Annotated in this window: 15 protein-coding genes; 6 read left to right on the forward strand and 9 right to left on the reverse strand. The window is 65.5% G+C overall.

Features of this window, described 5'->3' with window-relative positions; all coding sequences use genetic code 11:
* Positions 1 to 52: 52 nt before the first annotated feature.
* A complete protein-coding gene (gene recN / locus BJD12_RS20935; RefSeq protein ID WP_005988394.1) occupies positions 53 to 1,717 on the reverse strand; it encodes a DNA repair protein RecN in 1,665 nt (554 codons plus the stop codon).
* Between the two features lie 139 nt (positions 1,718 to 1,856).
* Here recN and hrcA point away from each other — a divergent pair, with 139 nt between their 5' ends.
* From hrcA to BJD12_RS20965, 6 genes are all read left to right on the forward strand, one after another.
* Positions 1,857 to 2,888 carry a heat-inducible transcriptional repressor HrcA gene (gene hrcA, locus BJD12_RS20940; protein WP_005988395.1) on the forward strand — a complete coding sequence of 344 codons (1,032 nt, stop codon included), beginning with the start codon at positions 1,857 to 1,859 and terminating at the stop codon, positions 2,886 to 2,888.
* A gap of 100 nt (positions 2,889 to 2,988) precedes the next feature.
* Positions 2,989 to 3,507, forward strand: coding sequence for a nucleotide exchange factor GrpE (gene grpE / locus BJD12_RS20945; protein ID WP_005988397.1), 519 nt, complete (start codon positions 2,989 to 2,991; stop codon positions 3,505 to 3,507).
* Positions 3,508 to 3,649: 142 nt separating this feature from the next.
* Complete coding sequence (dnaK, locus tag BJD12_RS20950; protein WP_005988399.1) at positions 3,650 to 5,575, forward strand: molecular chaperone DnaK; 1,926 nt, start codon at positions 3,650 to 3,652, stop codon at positions 5,573 to 5,575.
* Positions 5,576 to 5,737: 162 nt separating this feature from the next.
* Entirely contained in the window at positions 5,738 to 6,868 is a 1,131-nt protein-coding gene (dnaJ, locus tag BJD12_RS20955; RefSeq protein ID WP_005988400.1) for a molecular chaperone DnaJ, read from the forward strand.
* A 430-nt stretch (positions 6,869 to 7,298) separates the two neighbouring features.
* A complete protein-coding gene (pdxY, locus tag BJD12_RS20960; RefSeq protein WP_005988402.1) occupies positions 7,299 to 8,207 on the forward strand; it encodes a pyridoxal kinase in 909 nt (302 codons plus the stop codon).
* Positions 8,204 to 9,334 carry a prephenate dehydrogenase gene (locus tag BJD12_RS20965; protein ID WP_005988404.1) on the forward strand — a complete coding sequence of 377 codons (1,131 nt, stop codon included), beginning with the start codon at positions 8,204 to 8,206 and terminating at the stop codon, positions 9,332 to 9,334. The genes pdxY and BJD12_RS20965 overlap by 4 nt, the downstream gene beginning before the upstream one ends.
* A gap of 252 nt (positions 9,335 to 9,586) precedes the next feature.
* Here BJD12_RS20965 and BJD12_RS20970 read toward each other — a convergent pair whose 3' ends face one another.
* The 8 genes from BJD12_RS20970 to BJD12_RS21005 all read right to left on the reverse strand — a co-directional run bounded on the left by BJD12_RS20970 (position 9,587) and on the right by BJD12_RS21005 (position 18,580).
* Positions 9,587 to 9,781, reverse strand: a complete 195-nt coding sequence (locus tag BJD12_RS20970; RefSeq protein ID WP_005988406.1) for a hypothetical protein — start codon at positions 9,779 to 9,781, stop codon at positions 9,587 to 9,589.
* A 373-nt stretch (positions 9,782 to 10,154) separates the two neighbouring features.
* Positions 10,155 to 11,558, reverse strand: coding sequence for a TolC family protein (locus BJD12_RS20975; RefSeq protein WP_005988407.1), 1,404 nt, complete (start codon positions 11,556 to 11,558; stop codon positions 10,155 to 10,157).
* The gene (locus BJD12_RS20980; protein ID WP_039425535.1) at positions 11,555 to 12,640 is read right to left on the reverse strand and encodes an HlyD family secretion protein; all 1,086 of its coding nucleotides are present in this window, start codon (positions 12,638 to 12,640) and stop codon (positions 11,555 to 11,557) included. Before BJD12_RS20980 ends, BJD12_RS20975 begins: the two co-directional genes overlap by 4 nt.
* A complete protein-coding gene (locus BJD12_RS20985) occupies positions 12,624 to 14,312 on the reverse strand; it encodes an ABC transporter transmembrane domain-containing protein (protein WP_005988411.1) in 1,689 nt (562 codons plus the stop codon). The genes BJD12_RS20980 and BJD12_RS20985 overlap by 17 nt, the downstream gene beginning before the upstream one ends.
* 88 nt (positions 14,313 to 14,400) lie before the next feature.
* Complete coding sequence (locus BJD12_RS20990) at positions 14,401 to 15,300, reverse strand: hydrogen peroxide-inducible genes activator (RefSeq protein ID WP_005988414.1); 900 nt, start codon at positions 15,298 to 15,300, stop codon at positions 14,401 to 14,403.
* 90 nt (positions 15,301 to 15,390) lie between these two features.
* Positions 15,391 to 17,160: an ABC transporter transmembrane domain-containing protein gene (locus BJD12_RS20995; RefSeq protein ID WP_005988416.1), complete on the reverse strand. Its 1,770-nt coding sequence runs from the start codon at positions 17,158 to 17,160 to the stop codon at positions 15,391 to 15,393.
* Positions 17,157 to 17,759: an IMPACT family protein gene (locus tag BJD12_RS21000; RefSeq protein WP_005988418.1), complete on the reverse strand. Its 603-nt coding sequence runs from the start codon at positions 17,757 to 17,759 to the stop codon at positions 17,157 to 17,159. Before BJD12_RS21000 ends, BJD12_RS20995 begins: the two co-directional genes overlap by 4 nt.
* A gap of 227 nt (positions 17,760 to 17,986) precedes the next feature.
* Positions 17,987 to 18,580 carry an LOG family protein gene (locus BJD12_RS21005; RefSeq protein WP_005988421.1) on the reverse strand — a complete coding sequence of 198 codons (594 nt, stop codon included), beginning with the start codon at positions 18,578 to 18,580 and terminating at the stop codon, positions 17,987 to 17,989.
* Positions 18,581 to 18,654: the final 74 nt, after the last annotated feature.

An 18,654-nucleotide genomic window follows, 5' to 3' on the forward strand; every position in this document is an offset into this window, starting at 1 on the left:
TCGTCAGCGGGGGAGGGAACGGGCCTCTGAAGTTGCGAGTTGCTCGCTGCGATCAGGCGCTCTGCAGCAACTTACGGGCCGCCGCGCGCGCTTCCTTGCTCACTTCCACGCCACCCAGCATGCGTGCCAGCTCTTCCTGGCGCGCCTGCGGGCCGAGCAGTTCGACCGCGCTTTGGGTCATGCCGTCCACCGGCGCCTTGCTGACCCGGTAGTGCGCATGGCCCTTGGCCGCGACCTGCGGCAAGTGGGTCACGCACAGCACCTGGCGTTCTTCGCCCAGGGCCCGCAGCTTCTGGCCGACGATATCGGCCACCGCGCCGCCGATGCCCGAATCCACTTCGTCGAACACCATGGTCGGCACGCTGTCCAGCCCAAGTGCGGCCACTTCGATCGCCAGCGAAATCCGCGACAGCTCGCCGCCGGAGGCCACCTTGCGCAAGGCGCGTGGCGGCTGGCCGGCATTGGCGGCGACCAGGAATTCCACCCGCTCGGCGCCGTTGGGGTCCGGCCGTGCACTGTCGTGCGGCTGCAGCTGGATCAGGAATTGGCCGCCGCCCATGCCCAGCTCGCCGATCAGCGTGGTGGTTGCGGCAGACAACGCCTCGGCGGCGGCGCTGCGACTGTCGCTGAGCACGCCGGCCGCGGCGCGCCAGACGCCGGTGGCGGATTCGATGTGCTTGTCCAGCTGCTGCAGGCGCTCGTCGGCGCCACGCAGGCTCTCGACCTCGGCGCTCAGATGGTCGCGGTGGGCGGCCAGCTCGTCCGGGGCGACACGGTGCTTGCGCGCCAGGTCGTGCAGGCGGCCGAGACGGCGCTCCATCGCTTCGAACTGGGCCGGGTCGGCATCCAGGTCGTCGCGCACGCGGTCCAGCAGCGCCAGCGCCTCTTCGATCTGGATCACGGCGCTGTCCAGCAGGGCGTCCACCTCTCCCAAGCGCGGTTCGTGCTCGGCGACACGCGCCAGATCGTGGCGGCTGTCCTGCAACAAGCCCAGTGCCGACGCGCCGTCATCGCCGTTGAGTTGCTGGGCCACGCTGTCACAGGCGCTGATCAGTGCGGTGGCATGCGCCTGCCGGCGGTGATTGACGTCCAGGGCGGCGATCGCCGCCGGGTCCAGGTCTTCGCGTTCCAGCTCGCCGAGCTGGTGTTCCAGAAAGCCGATGCGGTCGGACACATCGCCCTGCGCCGACAGCGCATCGCGCTCGTCCAGCAGCGCCTGCCAGCGCTGGCTGGTCTGGCGCACCTGCTCGCGTTGGGCACTGTTACGGGCGTAGGCGTCGAGCAGGGCAAGCTGGCTGTTGCGGGCCATCAGTGCCTGGTGCTCATGCTGGCCGTGGATTTCCACCAGTTTCGAGGCCAGTTCGGCCAACTGCGAGGAGGTCACCGGGCGGCCGTTGATCCAGGCACGCGAGCCGCCGTCGGCGCGGATGATGCGCCTCAGCTGGCATTGGGCCTCGTCATCGAGCTCGTTGTCGGCTAGCCAGTTCAGGCCCGGGTGCTCGGCCGGCAACTGGAATTCTGCCGACAGCTCTGCGCGGTCGGCGCCATGGCGCACCACGCCACTGTCGGCGCGCAGGCCGGACAGAAAGCCCAGCGCGTCCACCATCAGCGACTTGCCGGCGCCGGTTTCGCCCGATACCACGGTCATGCCCGGCCCGAATTCGAGCTCGGTGGCGCGGACAACGGCGAAATCCTTGATCGAGAGATGTCTGAGCATGGGGGTCGAGTGTGAATGCGTTGGGGAAGCTTAGGGGAGGAAGGTGGGGGCAGGGAGTCGGACGCTTGCCATCCCCGGGGCCAGACATTATCTATGCCCAGTCTCACCGGATGATCCCATGCGCGCGTCCCAGTCCCCAATGCTCGACCCCCGCGCACGCCAGTTGCTGCGCACCTTGATCGCGCGCTACATCCGCGATGGCGAACCGGTGGGCTCGAAAACCCTGGCCCAGCATGCCGGGCTGGATGTGAGCCCAGCGACCATCCGCAATATTCTGGCCGATCTGGAGGACGTGGGCCTGCTCAGCTCCCCGCATACCTCGGCCGGGCGTGTGCCCACCGCACACGGCTACCGGGTGTTCGTAGACAGCCTGGTGCAGATGCAGCCGCCCGGCGAGGAGGAAGTGCGCCGCCTGCGCGCGGAGCTGGCCAGCGGCAACGGCACCCAGTCGCTGCTGGGTAGCGCCTCGCAGATGCTGTCGGCGATGAGTCACTTCGTGGGGGTGGTCAGCGCGCCGCGCCGCGAGCAGTTTGCGTTCCGGCATATCGATTTCGTGGCGCTGGACGCACGCCGCGTGCTGGCGATCCTGGTGTTTGCCGACAACGAAGTGCAGAACCGGGTGATCGAGCCGCGCCGCGCCTACGAGCCGGCCGAGCTGGAACGGGTGGCCAATTACCTCAATGCTCAGTTCGCCGGGCGCGCGCTGTCCGATATCCGCGCCAGCCTCTTGCGCGAACTGCGCATGGCCAAGAACGAGATGGAGCAGCTGCTGGCCCATAGCGTGGACCTGGCCAGCGAGGCACTGGTGCCGGCCGATGCCGAGGACATGGTGATGGCCGGGCAGGCCCGGCTGATGGGCGTGCAGGACCTGTCGGACCTGGACCGGCTGCGCGAGCTGTTCGAAGCTTTCGCCAGCAAGCGCGAGATCCTGCAACTGCTCGAACGCACCATCCAGGCGCCGGGCGTGCGCATCTTCATCGGCGAAGAGACCGGCATGGTGTCGCTGGAAGACGTCTCGCTGGTCACCGCGCCGTACGCTGCCAACGGCCAGGTGCTGGGCGTGCTGGGGGTGATCGGGCCCAAACGCATGGCTTACGACCGGCTGATTCCGCTGGTGCAGACTGCCGCCCAGGTACTGGGCGCGGCGATGGAGCCGCCCGGGGTGCGATAACCGGCATCGATCGGCACGATGGTTTTTGCTTGAAACGCGCGCGGGCGCCCACATACGGGGTGACGTTGGGGCGGGCGTTCCGCTTGCCCGGGAACTGCATATGAACCAAGACCACCCCGAATTCGATTCCGAAGACCTGTCCCAGAACCCACCCGAGACCGATCCGCTCAAGGCCGAGATCGAGTCGCTGCGCAGCGAGATCGCCCTGGTCAAGGCCGACGCCCTGCGTGAGCGCGCCGATCTGGAAAACCAGCGCAAGCGCATCGCGCGCGATGTCGAGAACGCGCGCAAGTTCGCCAACGAGAAGCTGCTGGGCGAGCTGCTGCCGGTGTTCGACAGCCTGGACGCCGGCCTGACCGCAGCCGGTACCGAGCCCAGCCCGCTGCGTGATGGCCTGGACATGACCTACAAGCAACTGCTCAAGGTCGCGGCCGACAACGGCCTGACCCTGCTCGACCCGGTCGGCCAGCCGTTCAACCCGGATCAGCACCAGGCGATCAGCCAGGGCGAGGCCGACGGCATTGCGCCGGGCCATGTCGTACAGGTGTTCCAGAAGGGCTACCTGCTCAACGACCGTCTGCTGCGCCCGGCCCTGGTGGTCGTGGCCAAGCACGACTGATCGGCAGCGCCCGGCTGAACTGCCGGGCGCGCCGTTGGAACACAGATGCGCACAGATGGCTTGAACACCTGCGCGCCACCCCCACATCTCAGCCAGACCCGGCGTCGCCGGACACAGCTACAGAATCATCAGGAGCGTATCCATGGGCAAGATCATTGGTATTGACCTCGGCACCACGAACTCGTGCGTGTCGATCATGGACGGCGGCAAGGCCCGCGTCATCGAAAATTCCGAGGGCGATCGCACCACGCCTTCGATCGTCGCCTACACCAAGGACGGCGAAGTGCTGGTTGGTGCCTCGGCCAAGCGCCAGGCGGTAACCAACCCGAAGAACACCTTCTACGCGGTGAAGCGTCTGATCGGCCGCAAGTTCACCGACGCCGAGGTGCAGAAAGACATCTCGCACGTGCCGTACGGCATCCTCGCGCACGACAATGGCGACGCCTGGGTGCAGACCAGCGATGCCAAGCGCATGGCGCCGCAGGAAATCTCCGCGCGCGTGCTGGAAAAGATGAAGAAGACCGCTGAAGACTTCCTCGGCGAGAAGGTCACCGAAGCGGTGATCACCGTGCCGGCATACTTCAACGACAGCCAGCGTCAGGCCACCAAGGACGCTGGTCGCATCGCCGGTCTGGACGTCAAGCGCATCATCAACGAGCCGACTGCCGCAGCCCTGGCCTATGGCCTGGACAAGAATGGCGGCGACCGCAAGATCGCCGTGTACGACCTGGGCGGCGGCACCTTCGACGTATCGATCATCGAAATTGCCGAAGTCGATGGCGAAAAGCAGTTCGAAGTGCTGGCCACCAACGGCGACACCTTCCTGGGCGGCGAAGACTTCGACAACCGCGTCATCGAATACCTGGTGGACGAGTTCAACAAAGATCAGGGCATCGATCTGCGCAAGGACCCGTTGGCGCTGCAACGCCTGAAAGATGCCGCAGAGCGCGCCAAGATCGAGCTGTCGACCAGCCAGCAGACCGAAGTGAACCTGCCGTACGTCACGGCCGATGCGTCGGGCCCGAAGCACCTCAACATCAAGCTGACCCGTGCCAAGCTCGAAGCGCTGGTGGAAGACTTGGTCAAGAAGTCGATCGAGCCGTGCCGCACCGCGTTGAACGACGCCGGCCTGCGCGCCAGCGACATCAATGAAGTGATCCTGGTCGGCGGTCAGACCCGCATGCCGAAGGTGCAGCAGGCGGTTGCCGATTTCTTCGGCAAGGAACCGCGCAAGGACGTCAACCCGGACGAAGCGGTGGCCGTGGGCGCCGCGATCCAGGGCGGCGTGCTGGCCGGCGACGTCAAGGATGTGCTGCTGCTGGACGTGACCCCGCTGTCGCTGGGGATCGAAACCATGGGCGGCGTGTTCACCAAGATCATCGAAAAGAACACCACCATCCCGACCAAGGCCTCGCAGACCTTCTCCACCGCCGAGGACAACCAGTCGGCCGTGACCGTGCACGTGTTGCAGGGTGAGCGCGAGCAGGCCCGCTTCAACAAGTCGTTGGCCAAGTTCGATCTGTCCGGCATCGAGCCGGCGCCGCGCGGCATGCCGCAGGTGGAGGTGTCGTTCGACATCGACGCCAACGGCATCCTGCATGTGTCGGCCAAGGACAAGAAGACCAACAAGGAACAGAAGGTCGAGATCAAGGCCGGGTCGGGCTTGTCGGACGAAGAGATCCAGCGCATGGTCGCCGACGCGGAAGCCAACCGCGAGGAAGACAAGAAGTTCCAGGAACTGGTGCAGACCCGCAACCAGGCCGATGGCCTCATCCACGCCACCCGCACCGCGATCACCGAGCATGGCAGCAAGGTCGGTGGCGATGTGATCGGCAAGGTGGAAGCGGCGCTGGCCGACCTGGAAACCGCCATGAAGGGCGACGACAAGGCGCAGATCGAAGCGCGCAGCAAGACCCTGGAAGAAGCCGGCCAGTCGCTGTATGCAGCGGCCGCCGCGGCAGAGCAGGGCGGCAACGCCGATGCGGCCAGCGGTAATGCACAGGCCTCCAAGGCCGCCGATGACGTGGTGGACGCCGAGTTCACCGAGGTCAAGGACGACAAGAAGTAAGTCGTGATTTGGGAGTCGGGAGCGAGGATCGGCAAGCGCTAAAGCGCGCGCCCCTTCCTCCCGATATCCTCTACGCGTCGCGTCGCCAGGGCGGACCAGCAGCACGCTGTCCGCCTTTGCGTTTCAACCGAATCACGAATCACGAATCCCCAATACCGGCTTATGAGCAAACGCGATTACTACGAAGTGCTGGGCGTTGCCCGCGGCGCCAGCGACGACGAGCTGAAGAAGGCGTATCGACGTTGCGCCATGAAGCACCATCCTGACCGCAATCCGGGCGACGCTGCGTCGGAGGCGATGTTCAAGGAGTGCAAGGAAGCCTATGAAGTGTTGTCGGACGGCAACAAGCGCCGTGCCTACGATGCGCATGGCCATGCGGCATTCGAGCACGGCATGGGCGGTGGCGGTGGCGGGCCGGGTGGCCCGGATATGGGAGATATCTTTGGCGATATCTTCGGCAATATTTTTGGCGGTGGCGCCGCCGGTCCGCGCGCTGCGCGACGTGGCGCCGACGTCGGTTACGTGCTGGAACTGGATCTGGAAGAAGCCGTCGCGGGTATCGAGCGACGCATCGAGATTCCGACACTGATCGAATGCGAGCCCTGCCACGGCAGCGGCTCGGAAGACGGCAAGGTCGAGACCTGCGCTACCTGCCATGGGCGTGGACAGGTGCGCATCCAGCGCGGCATCTTTGCCATGCAGCAAAGCTGCCCGCACTGCGACGGGCGCGGTACGCTGATCCAGAATCCGTGCAAGACCTGCCATGGTGCCGGTCGCGTGGAAGAGGACAAGGTGCTGTCGATCAAGGTGCCGGCCGGCGTGGACACCGGCGATCGCATTCGTCTGGCAGGCGAAGGCGAAGCTGGCCCTGCCGGCACACCTCCGGGCGATCTGTATGTGGAAGTGCGTGTGCGCGAGCATGCGATCTTCCAGCGCGACGGCGACGACCTGCATTGCGAAGTGCCGATCCGCATTTCGCAGGCGGCGCTCGGCGATACCGTGCGCGTTGCGACCCTGGGCGGCGAAGCGGAAATCCGTATTCCAGCCGAGACGCAGACCGGCAAGTTGTTCCGCCTGCGCGGCAAGGGCGTGCGTTCGGTGCGCAGCCGCAGCGAAGGCGATCTGTATTGCCGTGTCGTGGTCGAAACGCCGGTCAACCTGACGGCCGATCAGCGCGAGTTGCTGCAGCAGTTCGAGGCAACGTTCACCGGTGAGGATGCGCGTAAGCATTCGCCCAAGTCGGCCACCTTCATCGATGGCGTCAAGGGTTTCTGGGATCGCATGACGTCGTAAGCGACGTCAAGGGCAGTAAGGAACGCTGCCGAACAAGCCGTGCCTGCTCCTGTCGGGAGCGGGCGTGGAAGTTGGCGAGAATGAGCGAGGCAGTTGCGTTCTTAGTTGGAGGTCGCTAGAACTGCGACCTCAGGCTCCCGTAGCGGGACGAATCAGGCGATCGACATCCATCGCCACGCTCCAGCCTATGCCGGCGTTACTCAGCGCTAGCGCGCCTTGTCAGGTCCCAACGTCTACCAAACACGTAGATGATGCAGCGCTTGAGAGTTCGGCGCTGATATTCGCTTGATCGGTCGCCTCGAATGTCAGCTCCCATCTAGCAAGCATTTAATCAAAGCGCGGCGCATTGACCATCGCGCGGCGCCAAACACTCCACGCGCTCACGCATTGCGGCAGATAATGGGGGTCTTCTTTCACGACGGCGCCTCCCATGAGCGATGCAACCGACAGCCATCTCGTCCACGGTCGCCGCCAGCGCCCGGATGGTCCTTCGCCGATCGATGTGATCTCGGTGCAGTCGCAGTTGGTCTACGGCCATGCTGGCAATAGCGCTGCCGTGCCGCCGTTGCGCGCGCTTGGATTGCGTGTGGCCGAAGTGCCGACGACCTTGCTCAGTAACGCGCCGTTCTACGCTACCTTGCGCGGCCGTATCTTGCCCGCCGATTGGCTGGCCGATCTGCTGCTTGGTGCCACCGAGCGCGGTCTGCCGCAGCGGGCGCGCATGCTGGTCTCCGGCTATTTCGGCAGCCTGGCCAACGGCGAAGCATTCGCCGATTGGATTGAGCAGACCCTGCCGCAGGCGCCGCAACTGCGCTACTGCCTGGATCCGGTGATCGGCGATACGCACACCGGCCCCTATGTCGAGCCGGGGCTGGAGCGCGTATTCGCCGAACGGCTGCTTCCGCATGCCTGGCTGGTCACGCCCAATGCGTTCGAGCTGGGACGCTTGACCGGTATGCCCAGCCTGGAACAGGACGACGCCATCGCTGCGGCGCGCGTGCTGCTCGCCCGCGGCCCGCAATGGGTGCTTGCGCACAGCGTTGCTGGAGCGACAGGCGAACTGGTGACATTGGCGATCAGCAACGACGCGGTCTATCGCTGGGCCAGCCCGCATCTGCCGGTCGACGTGGCCGGTACTGGCGATGTGCTGATGGCGCTGCTGATCGGCTTTTTGCTGCGCGATATGCCGTTCGAGCAGGCGGTAGGACACGCGCTCACCGGGGTGCACAGCGCGCTGGAGGCCACGCTGGCTGCAGGCTACGAAGAGTTCGACGTGCTGGCCGCCGCGCCGGCCGCACTCGCGGCGCTGCCGCGCTTTGCCGTCGAGCGCCTGGCATGAGTGCGCAGCCGGTCGTCGGCATCGTCGGCATTGCCGGCGCCTACGGACGCTGGCTGGAGCAGTTCCTGCGCACGCGCATGGGCTTGCAGGTGATCGGCTTCGATCCTGCAGGGAGCGGCGACATCGATGAAGCGACCCTGGCCCAGCGCGCGGATGTCCTGATTTTCTCCGCGCCAATCCGCCATACCGCTGCGTTGATCCAACGCTATGTGGGCCTTGCCGGCGCACGCGCCGCATCGCAGCTATGGATGGACATCACCTCGATCAAACAGGCACCGGTCGCTGCGATGCTTGCATCGCAGGCAGACGTCGTCGGCCTGCATCCGATGACCGCGCCGCCCAAGTCGCCCACCTTGAAGGGGAGGGTGATGGTGGTCTGCGAAGCGCGCCTGCAGCACTGGTCGGCGTGGGTGCAGACCTTGTACGCGGCACTCCAGGCAGAGTGCGTTTACGCCACGCCCGAGCACCACGACCGCGTGATGGCCTTGGTGCAGGCGATGGTGCACGCCACGCATCTGGCCCAGGCCGGCACCCTGCGCGACTACGCACCGCTGTTGGGCCAATTGCAGGCGTTGATGCCGTATCGCTCCGCATCGTTCGAGCTGGACACGGCGGTGATCGCGCGAATCCTCTCGCTCAATCCATCGATCTACGAAGATATCCAGTTCGGTAACCCGTACGTCGGCGAAATGCTCGACCGCCTGCTGTGGCAGCTGCAGCAGTTGCGCGCGCTGGTGGCGCAAGGTGACGATGCGGCGCGCGCGCAGTTCCGCAACCAGTTCCTGCACGCGAACGCGCAAGCACTGCAACACACCGCGCTGGCTGCAGGCAACTACACCTATGAACGCGTGGGCTACCTGCTGGCCGACCTCACCGAGTCACTGACCTTGAGTGTGTACTTGCCTGAGGACCAGCCCGGCTCGCTGCGCGCGCTGTTGCACATGTTCGAGCGGCACGGCGTGAATCTGTCATCGATCCATTCCTCGCGCACGCCGGGAGGTGAGCTGCATTTTCGTATCGGTTTCGAACCCATGAGTGACCGCGCCGCATTGGCGGACGCCGCAAGTGAGATCGACCTGAGTGGAATTGGCCGCGTGCTGGAACGGTCGGATCGTGTGACAGGCTGAAGTGACTGTTGGCTTGTATGGGTGCCGGGGAGCCTTGGCTGGCATGCAGATGTGCTGCTCAGCAATGACGCAGCGTGGCATTTCTTACCCGCGGCGGTGTGCGCAGTGCGCGCTAATTTTCGATTGAGAGGGAAACCCGATTTCATCCACACGGGGTGTGGATGAAAGTTGCACAAGCATGTGGATAACGCACTGCAGCCCTTGCTGGGCAAGGGCTGGCGTCTGGTTGGTCAAAAAATGACCAAGGAGCGCTTAGGGTGTGGAAAGCTGCAGTTCGCCGCCTTCGGTGATGAAGCGCTGGCCTTGTCGTTGCAAATGACGGCCGTCGGGAAGCTCGTAGCGCGGGGCGGGATGCATGCCCGTGCCAGTTTGTTGCTCGTCGCGAAATTCGATGATGACGTACGGTTCGCCATCTGCGCCGATGGCGGGAAATTGCCGAAAAGACATATGCACCTCCGAAGGATTCCAAGGTTGCCGTGCGGACCATCGATACGCACGGCCAGCAGGCGGCTGGCATGCCGAGCATGCGCACGCGGATGTTATTCGGATGTCGTGATGGGAGGAGGCATTCGGCCGCAGGTCGAGTTCGCCAAGCGTGTCGACGAGGGGCTTCTCTGGTTGGTCTCAGCGCGTCGATTCGCGGGGTCGCCAGGCTCAACGCCGGGCAAGCGAAAAGGCATCTCAGTCTGCAACGCAGGCGCTGGGCGGCATTACGCGAGTTGCCACAAGTGTGCGGGATCGTCATGCCGTAAGACCTCGCGGGCACTGAAGGCGAGCGCGTTGGCTGTAAGCGGTGCAGAGCCCTTGGAGACGCAGCGCGTCAACGACTCAACTGCAACGCATCCCGATCCGCAGTAGCTGCTGCCAGCTCCGCACGCGCCGACGCAATCCGCGCCTGCGCATCAATCAAGCGCACGCGTGCGTCGTTGGCGGTTTCTTCGCGTTGGTTAACCAGGAAGAAGTCGCCCGAGCCCAGCTCGAAGCGTCTCCGTTCGGCGGCCGCCAGGCGGTCGGCGAGGCCGCGTTCTTCGTCGGCCATCTTGGCCAGTCGTTCGGCTGCGTTGAGCGAGATGACGATGGACTCTACTTCCACTGAAATCTGGTCGCGCAGGAAGCGACTGCGCTGATCCAGCGCTTCGATCTCCGCGCGCGCTTCGGCAACGCGGCCTTTGGCGGAGCGATTCTCCAGCGGCACGCTGAAACGAAAGCCAATGATCGCATCGGTTGGAGAGCGATTCGGCCCGCCCACACCGGGGTCGCCCAAGTCCTTGCTGACTTCGAAACTCACATCCAACCGCGGCTTCAGATCGTTCTGCGCCAGCATCAGCCGGGCAGTGGCCTGGTCGATGCGAGTCAGCACGGCGCGGTAATCGGGCCGCTCCACCGGCGCGGTGATCTTGCTGGCACCGGCCAGGCCTTCGAGCGCGGAGGTATCGGCGGGCAGGCGCTCGCTGGAGACGATCAGCGGCATGCCGGCGTCGTCGCGCAGATACAGCGACAAAGCGTTGGCCGCGTTGGCGAAGTCCTGCTCCGATCGCACTACCAGCGCGCGCCGGCGCACCAGGTTCTGGTCGTTTTCGGTCAGCAGGATGGTCGGGCGCGCACCTAGCGTCACCTGCCGCGAAATCGCCGTGCGGCGGCGCTCTGCCAACGCCAGCAGGTCGTTGTACGCACGCAGTTTCAGGCCGGCTGCCACCCAGCTCTGGTAGGCATCCACGGCGCGCCGCTGCACGCCGATGGCCACCATCTCCGCTTCGTACTGCGCCACATTGATGTCGGCGCTGGCAACGCTGCGACGGGTACGGCGCTCGTCCACCACGCGGTCGCGCAGCAGCGCGTACAGCGCGCCGACCTTCACTTCGCCGCCGCGGTCGGTGTACGACTTGTCTTCGTAGACCGGAAACGCGCCACGCGAGGACCGGTAGCCGCCGTAGTAGTAGCCGCCGTTTTCCTCGAACGGACGCTTGACGCCGGTTTCGATGGTGCTGCCGTCGTAGTAACCAGCCTCGCGCGAGCGGCCTTCGAGATCGAACACGGTGTCGAACGCACCGTCGGCCGATATCCCTTTGCCTTCGGCCTGGCGGACTTTTGCCAGCGATTCGACGATCTGCGGCGCAGAGCGGGCTGAAGAGTGCAGCACTTCATCCAGCGTAAGCGGCGCGGCCTGTGCGAAGGCCGCACTGGGGCAAAGTGCGATCAGCAGGACAAACAGATGCCGCATCATTTCTTGCCCGTCGTGTCGTCTTCGGATTTGTCGGCGGCAGGCTTGGCCTTGCCGTTGTCCTGCGTGGTCGCTGTGGGACGACGGCCGAATTCCAACGGGAAGTTGTTGAGCTGGCGCCACAGTTCGTAGCCCACCCGCACCGTCTCGCCCAGTACCCAGCCGCGCACCTTGCCGCCCTGGCGGGCGAATTCCTGCGCCGGCCATGCGGGTTTCCCCGGTAGCGGCTCGACCAGGATGCGGAACAACCCGTCCGGTGCGGCATTGGGGTCGATCGCGCGCACGCGGCCATCGAACATGCCGTGCGCTACCGACGGCCAGCCACTGAACTGGATCGCCGGCCAGCCTTCGAACTCCAGCCGCACCGGCCGGCCGGGGCGAATCAACGGTACGTCGCGGCCATCGATATACAGCTCCACCGCGCGCTCCACGCGCTCGGGTGCGATCACCGCCAGCACGGTGCCGGGCGACACCATGGCACTGCCGCTGGCGGCATTGAGCTGCTGCACGCGCCCATCGCGCGGCGCGCGCACCAGCTGCGCGGACTGACGGTTCAGCTGGATATCGATGCGGGTCAATTTGGCGCGCGATTCGGCCAGCTTGGCATCGGCTTCAGCCACCTTGATCTGGGTCAGCTCGAAGTCGCGGCGGCCGGCCAGGCCTTCGGCAAGCAATTGTCGGCTGCGCTCCACGTCGATGCTGGCGACTGCGCGCGATTGCTGGATGGCGGCGATCTCTGCCGCGACCTGGGCGCGCTCGCTGGCAAGCCGGGTGAGCAGATCCGGGTCCAGGTCGCCGACGCGTGCGATCGGGTCGCCTTTGGACACGTGCTGGCCGTCGTGCACGTACCAGCGCTCGACACGGCCGGGTACGAAGGCGGTGACCTGCTGCTGGCGGTCGCCCGGGTCGAGCGAGACCACCTGGCCCTTGCCGCTGGCGGTTTGCACCCACGGTGCGAATGCAAGGATGGCACCTGCGATGGCGACGCCGATCAACAGCATCCAGGCCAGCGCCTTGGCGATGCTCGGTGGCCGCATCGAGGCCAGTGTGGGGAAGTGCGCGATCCGATCAGGGGCGTGCTGCATGGGTTGCCTCCTGGGTGGATGCGATCAGTTCCGCGCGCGTGGCGTAGCGCTGCTGGCGTTCGGGCTGCAGACGGAACCAGCCATCCAGGGTGATGTCTTCCGGCCTGCCGGTGCACAGCAACACCGTGGTGCCGGCCTCCTTCAGGCGGCCCAGCACGCAGGTCAGGCGTTCTGCAGGCAGCAGGTCATAGAGCTGCGACAACATCAGCACGCGCGGGCGCACCAGCAAGGCGTTGGCCAGCTTCAATGCCATCACTTCGCCGATCCACAGCGGGAAGCCGGACGCAGCCAGACGCGTGTCCAGGCCCTGCGGCAGCGCGGCGATGCGTGCGCGCAGCCCCACCGTGTCGATGGCTTCCAGCATGGCTTCGGAGCTCACGTCGGCCGAGGCCATGGCCAGGTACTCGCGGATGGTGACTTCGACAATCGTCGGTCGATCGAGCACGGTGACTTCCGAGCGCAGCAGGTACATGTCGAAGGTGGCCAGGTCCGCGCCGCCCACCATGACCAAGCCGCGATCCGGCACCACGTGGCGCTTGAGCACCATTGCCAGCAGCCGTTCGGCGCCGCCATCGGCCAGCGTCACCAAATGTTCGCCGGCGTTCAGAGTGAAATCGAAACGCGCGCCCTCGATCACCACGCCGTCCAGCCGCACCGCGCTGTTGCCGGGGATCTTGCCGGGCGCCACGACCGCACGTTCCTGCGGAATGGCATACAGCAGCGATAATTCTTCGGCGCTGGCGACCAAGTCGTAGAACGTGTCCAGATACGCGCCAAGCTGCGCGATGCCATAGAACACCGCGCTGAGGATCAGCTCGGCCGCCACCAACTGGCCGATCGACAGCTCGCCACGCAGGATCAGGCTGCCGCCCAGCGCCAACAGCGCGGCGCTCGCAACGGCGTACAGCAGCAGGAACGCCACCGTCTGGGTGAAGCTGTAGCGGAAATGGCGCCGGTGCCGGTCGACGTAGGCCGCCGTGACCGCCTCGGAGCGATCCATTGCAAAATTGAGATGGCGGCTGGATTTGTAGAAACCGTTGGAGCCGCCGACGCTTTCCAGCCAATGCGCGGCATTGTGCTTGGCGTGGCTGAGCTCGACCGCGGTGCGAATCGAACCGCGCGACCAGATCATCCAGATTGCGAAGATGATCAGCAGCAGCAAGGCGTTGAAGCCGAGGAAAAACGGGTGGTAGAAGCTGGTGACAATGAGGCCCACCGCCGACTGCAATACGATGGTGAACGCGCCGATGGCCAGACTGGGCACTGCCTTTTGTACCACCACCAGATCGAAGTAGCGGTTGAACACATCGCCGCGGTTCTGGTCGGCGAAGAAGGGATTCTGCGCATGCACTGCGCGCACCGTGATCTCGGCGACCACGCGCGCAAACAGGCGGCGTTCGAACAGCGCCATCATCCACACCCGCATCGCACTCAGGCATGCCACCAGCAGCAGCAGCCCCAGCAGCAGGCCAGACAACGTCCACAGCGGCGTTGGCAACGCGGTGTTGGCAACGCTGTTGATCAGCAGCTGCACCGAGATGGGCGTGGCCAGCGACAGCAGGCTGATCGCCACGCCGTACACCAGGGCAAGACGCACATACGGCATGTCCGGCCCGACGATTTCCGCCAGCCAGCCCACCGCCTCCCGCCATCCGATCCGCTTTGCCGCCATTGAACTTCCACTGATGAGTTCAGTGAAGCATTGACGAGTTGCGGCTATAGGACAAGGCCGGCGTGCTTATCTGTTGTATAGGATTTTCCTATGCGGCTGCGGCACGCAGCAGGTTGGCGATCAAACCGAACGCTGGCGCACGTCCCGCGCCTTGCCGCCATAGCAGTCCAATCTCCCGGTAATACGGGCCGCCCTTGACCGGGCGCACCACCACATCGTCGCCTTCGCGGATTTCCTGGCGTACATACAGGTCCGGCAGCAGCGCCAACCCCATGCCCATGCCTGCCATCTGTCGGATCGCATCCAGACTGGTTCCTTCGTAATCGCGCAGCACATGGGCGCCCACGTCCATCGCGATCGCGGCCACCTGTTCGGCCAATCGATATTCCGGCATCAAGGTGAGCAGGTTGGCGCCGCGCAGATCGGCAGGGGTGATGTAGCGTTTGCTGCGCAGCGGGTGATCGGCGGCCATGGTCACGTGCAGCGGCTCCCGGAACAGCCGCTCGCTGTGCAGGCTGCGTCCGGCCACCGGCAATTGCGCCAGAATCAGATCGTGCACGCCATTGGCCAGATCGCTGGCCAGCACCGTCGGCAGGCCTTCGCGCACGTGCACGCGCAGGGCCGGGTGCTCGCGGTGCAACCGCGCGACCAGGCTGGGCATCAGGTAGGCGCCCAGCGTGGGCGAGACCCCGAGCCGGATGGTGCCGATCAAGGTATCGGCCGCGGTAGTGCGTACGTCTTCCAGATCGGCGACATCGAGCAGGATGCTGCGCGCGCGGTCGAGCAGGTCGCGCCCGAGCGGGGTCAGGATGGCCGGCACGCCGCGCTCGAACAGCGGCGCGCCGATGATGGTCTCCAGTGCACGGATCTGTTGCGACAGCGAAGGCTGCGACACGCCCATCTGTTCGGCGGCACGGGTGAAGCTGCCGGTGTCGGCGAGTGCGGTGAAGTAGCTCAGTTGGCGAAAGGTGGTCTTGGGGCGTGGCATGGTCACATCGGTGCGTCGGGTCGCTCGGAGTCGCACTGCCGGCCAGGCCGGCGCGCGAACGTGTCGCCCGCAGCGGGCGTCAACCAGCCATCATTGATCGATGAATTGCAGCCGCGCCAGCTCGGCATACAGGCCGCCTTCGGCGATCAACTGCGCATGCGTACCCTGCGCCACGATGCGGCCGGCCTCCATGACCACGATGCGGTCGGCCTTGAGCACGGTCGCCAGCCGATGCGCGATGACCAGCGTGGTGCGGCCTTCCATCAGCCGGTCCAGTGCTTGCTGCACGGCACGCTCACTCTGCGCATCCAGCGCGCTGGTGGCTTCGTCCAGCAGCAGGATGGGCGCGTCCTTGAGCAACGCACGCGCGATCGCCACGCGTTGCTGCTGGCCGCCGGACAGGCGCGTGCCGCGTTCGCCCAGTTCGCTGGCGTAGCCTTGGGGTAGGGCACGAATGAAGGCGTCTGCCTCTGCTGCCGTTGCCGCCGCCTCCACCTCGGCGTCGCTGGCCTCCAGGCGGCCGTAGCGGATGTTGTCGGCGGCACTGGCGGCGAACAGGGTCGGTTGTTGCGGGACTAGCGCGATGTTCTCGCGCAAGTGCACCGGGTCGGTTTGGCGTAGGTCCACCTCGTCGATGCGCACACTGCCGCTGGCCGGGTCGTGGAAGCGCAGCAGCATGGCCAGCACCGTACTCTTGCCGGCACCGGACGGCCCGACCAGGGCGACGGTCTCGCCGGGGCTGACGTGCAGGTCGAATCCGTCCAGCGCTGGTGCGTCGGGGCGTTGCGGATAATGAAATACCACCTGGTCGAAATGGATCGCCCCCCGCAGCGATTGCGGCAACGGCGTTGGCACGGCCGGGGCAACGATCGCCGGTTGTTCGTCGAGCAGTTCGCCAACCCGGCCCATGCCGCCGGCGGCACGTTGCAGCTCGTTCCACACCTCGGCCAGCGCGCCGACCGAACCGCCGCCGATCAACGCATACAGCACGAACTGGCCCAGCGTGCCGGGTGTCATGCGGCCGGACACCACATCGTGCGCGCCCAGCCACAGCACGCCAACGATGGCACCGAAGATCAGCATGATGGCGATGGCGGTCACGGCGGCCTGAGTGCGGATTCGCAGCCGTGCGGTATCGATCGCCGCAAACAAAGCCTGGCTGAAACGCTGGCTTTCGTAACGCTCGCGCGCATGCGCTTGCACCGTACGTACCGCGCCCAGCGTTTCGGCTGCCAGCGTATTGGCGTCGGCTACACGGTCCTGGCTGGCGCGCGAGATCTTTTGTAGCCGGCGCGCGCCCAGCACGATCGGCAGCACCGCCAGCGGAATGCCGATCAAGGTGAATCCAGCAAGGCGCGGGCTGGTCACGAACAACATCACCATGCTGCCGATCACCGTCACCGAGCTGCGCAACGCCACCGACATGGTGGTGCCGATCAACCCGCGCAGCAGCTCGCTGTCGGCCGACAGTCGCGACACCAGCTCTCCGCTACGGCTGCGATCATGAAAGCCGGCATCCAGGCTGATCAGGTGCGCATACAGGCGGCCGCGCAGGTCGGCGACGACCTTTTCGCCCAACAATGCTACGAAGTAAAAACGCGCCGCGGTGGCCAGAGCCAGCACCACCGCCACCGCAAACAACAGTGCGAAGGCCTGGTTGATCTGCGTGCCGCCCGAGAAGCCGTGGTCGATCATGCGCTTGACCGCGGCCGGCAGGCTCAACGTGGCCGCCGAAGACACTGCCAGGGCGATCAGCCATGCGGCGAACAGGCCGCGTTGACGTTGCACAAACGGCCACAAGGTGCGCAGGCTGCCAAGCTTCCGCAATGGGTTGGGCCTGGCGGCGGCTGGCTGATTCATGCGGCTTCCGGTATTGAGAGATGGACACGATTGCGAGTGGCGTCGCACAGGCGCGTTTTCAAGCCAGCAAGGTGATCTGCAGGCAGTTGCACGCGTAGCGCTGCGCCTGTGGCGTCGAACTGTTCGTCCAGCTTGTCGACATGGAATGCGGCGAGTGCCGCGTGCACCAGTCCCAGATCGTCGAACTGGCATCGCAGGTCGAGCAGGGTCAGCGCAACCAGCGGTCGCCGCGTGGCCAGACGCAGGCATTCGGCCGCGGTATCGCCATAAGCGCGCACCAACCCACCGGCGCCGAGCTTGATCCCGCCATACCAGCGCGTCACCACCACCACCACGCGATCAAAGCCTTGGCCATCGATGGCCGCCAGAATCGGCCGCCCCGCCGTGCCACTGGGCTCGCCATCGTCGCTGGACCGGTATTCCTGCCCGAATCGGTAGGCCCAGCAGTTGTGCGTGGCATCCGGCACCGACACGCGCTGCATGATCTCCAGCGCCTGGGCGGAAGAATCGAGTGCAGCAGCATGGGCTAGAAAGCGACTGTGCTTGATGTCCAGGCTGTAGTGCGCGTCAGCGGCGAGGGTATCGAGCATCGCCGCCATTCTATGCGAGGCGGCGATGCGCAACTGCGGCAGTCATCGTGATTGCCGTTGCAGGCTGGGAGACCGGGGCCAATGGGACGAGCGTGCTGTCTCAGCGGTGCATCCGCTGTGCGCCGGACCTGGGCGCGCAAGGTCACGCCTGTCCGATGGTGGGCGAGCGGTATTCGCGTAGGCGCGTGCTGGTAGCAAGCGGCGCACCTGAGGCCGCGCGCCTGGGGTGTCTTCAATTACACCAGCGTGGAGCGGCGCTTCTCGTCGATCCACTTGGATGCCTGGGCCGGGCTGTAGTGCTGCATCCACTCCAGCATCTGCTCCATGTCGTCGCCGTACCACAGGTCGGCGCGCTGATCCGGATGCAGGAAACGCTCTTCCACCATGCGATCGATCATGCCGATCAGCGGCGCGTAGAAGCCTGCGATATCCAGGAAGGCGCAGGGCTTGTTGCCGATGCCCAGCTGGCGCCACGTCAGCATCTCGAAGATCTCTTCCATGGTGCCGAAGCCGCCGGGCAGGGCGACGAAGGCGTCGGACAGCTCGAACATGCGCATCTTGCGCTCATGCATCGAGCCGACGATTTCCAACGTGGTCAGTCCGCGATGCGCCACTTCCCAATCGGCCAGCTGCTGCGGAATGACGCCAGTCACTTCACCGCCGCCCGCCAGTACCGCATTGGCCACCGTGCCCATCAAACCGACATTGCCACCACCGTAGACCAGACGCAGGCCCTGTTTGGCAATGCGATCGCCCAGTGCCATGGCACGCTCGACGTAGATGGGTTTGTTGCCGGCATTGGAGCCGCAGTAGACGCAGATGCTTTTCATGGGATTCAGGAGTCGGGATGAGTGATGGGTAAAGGCGAAGCGGCGCTGAGTGCACGTGGTGCCGTGGGCAGATG

It is taken from the genome of Xanthomonas vesicatoria ATCC 35937 (genome assembly GCF_001908725.1).
In the GTDB taxonomy this organism is placed as follows: Bacteria; Pseudomonadota; Gammaproteobacteria; order Xanthomonadales; family Xanthomonadaceae; genus Xanthomonas; species Xanthomonas vesicatoria.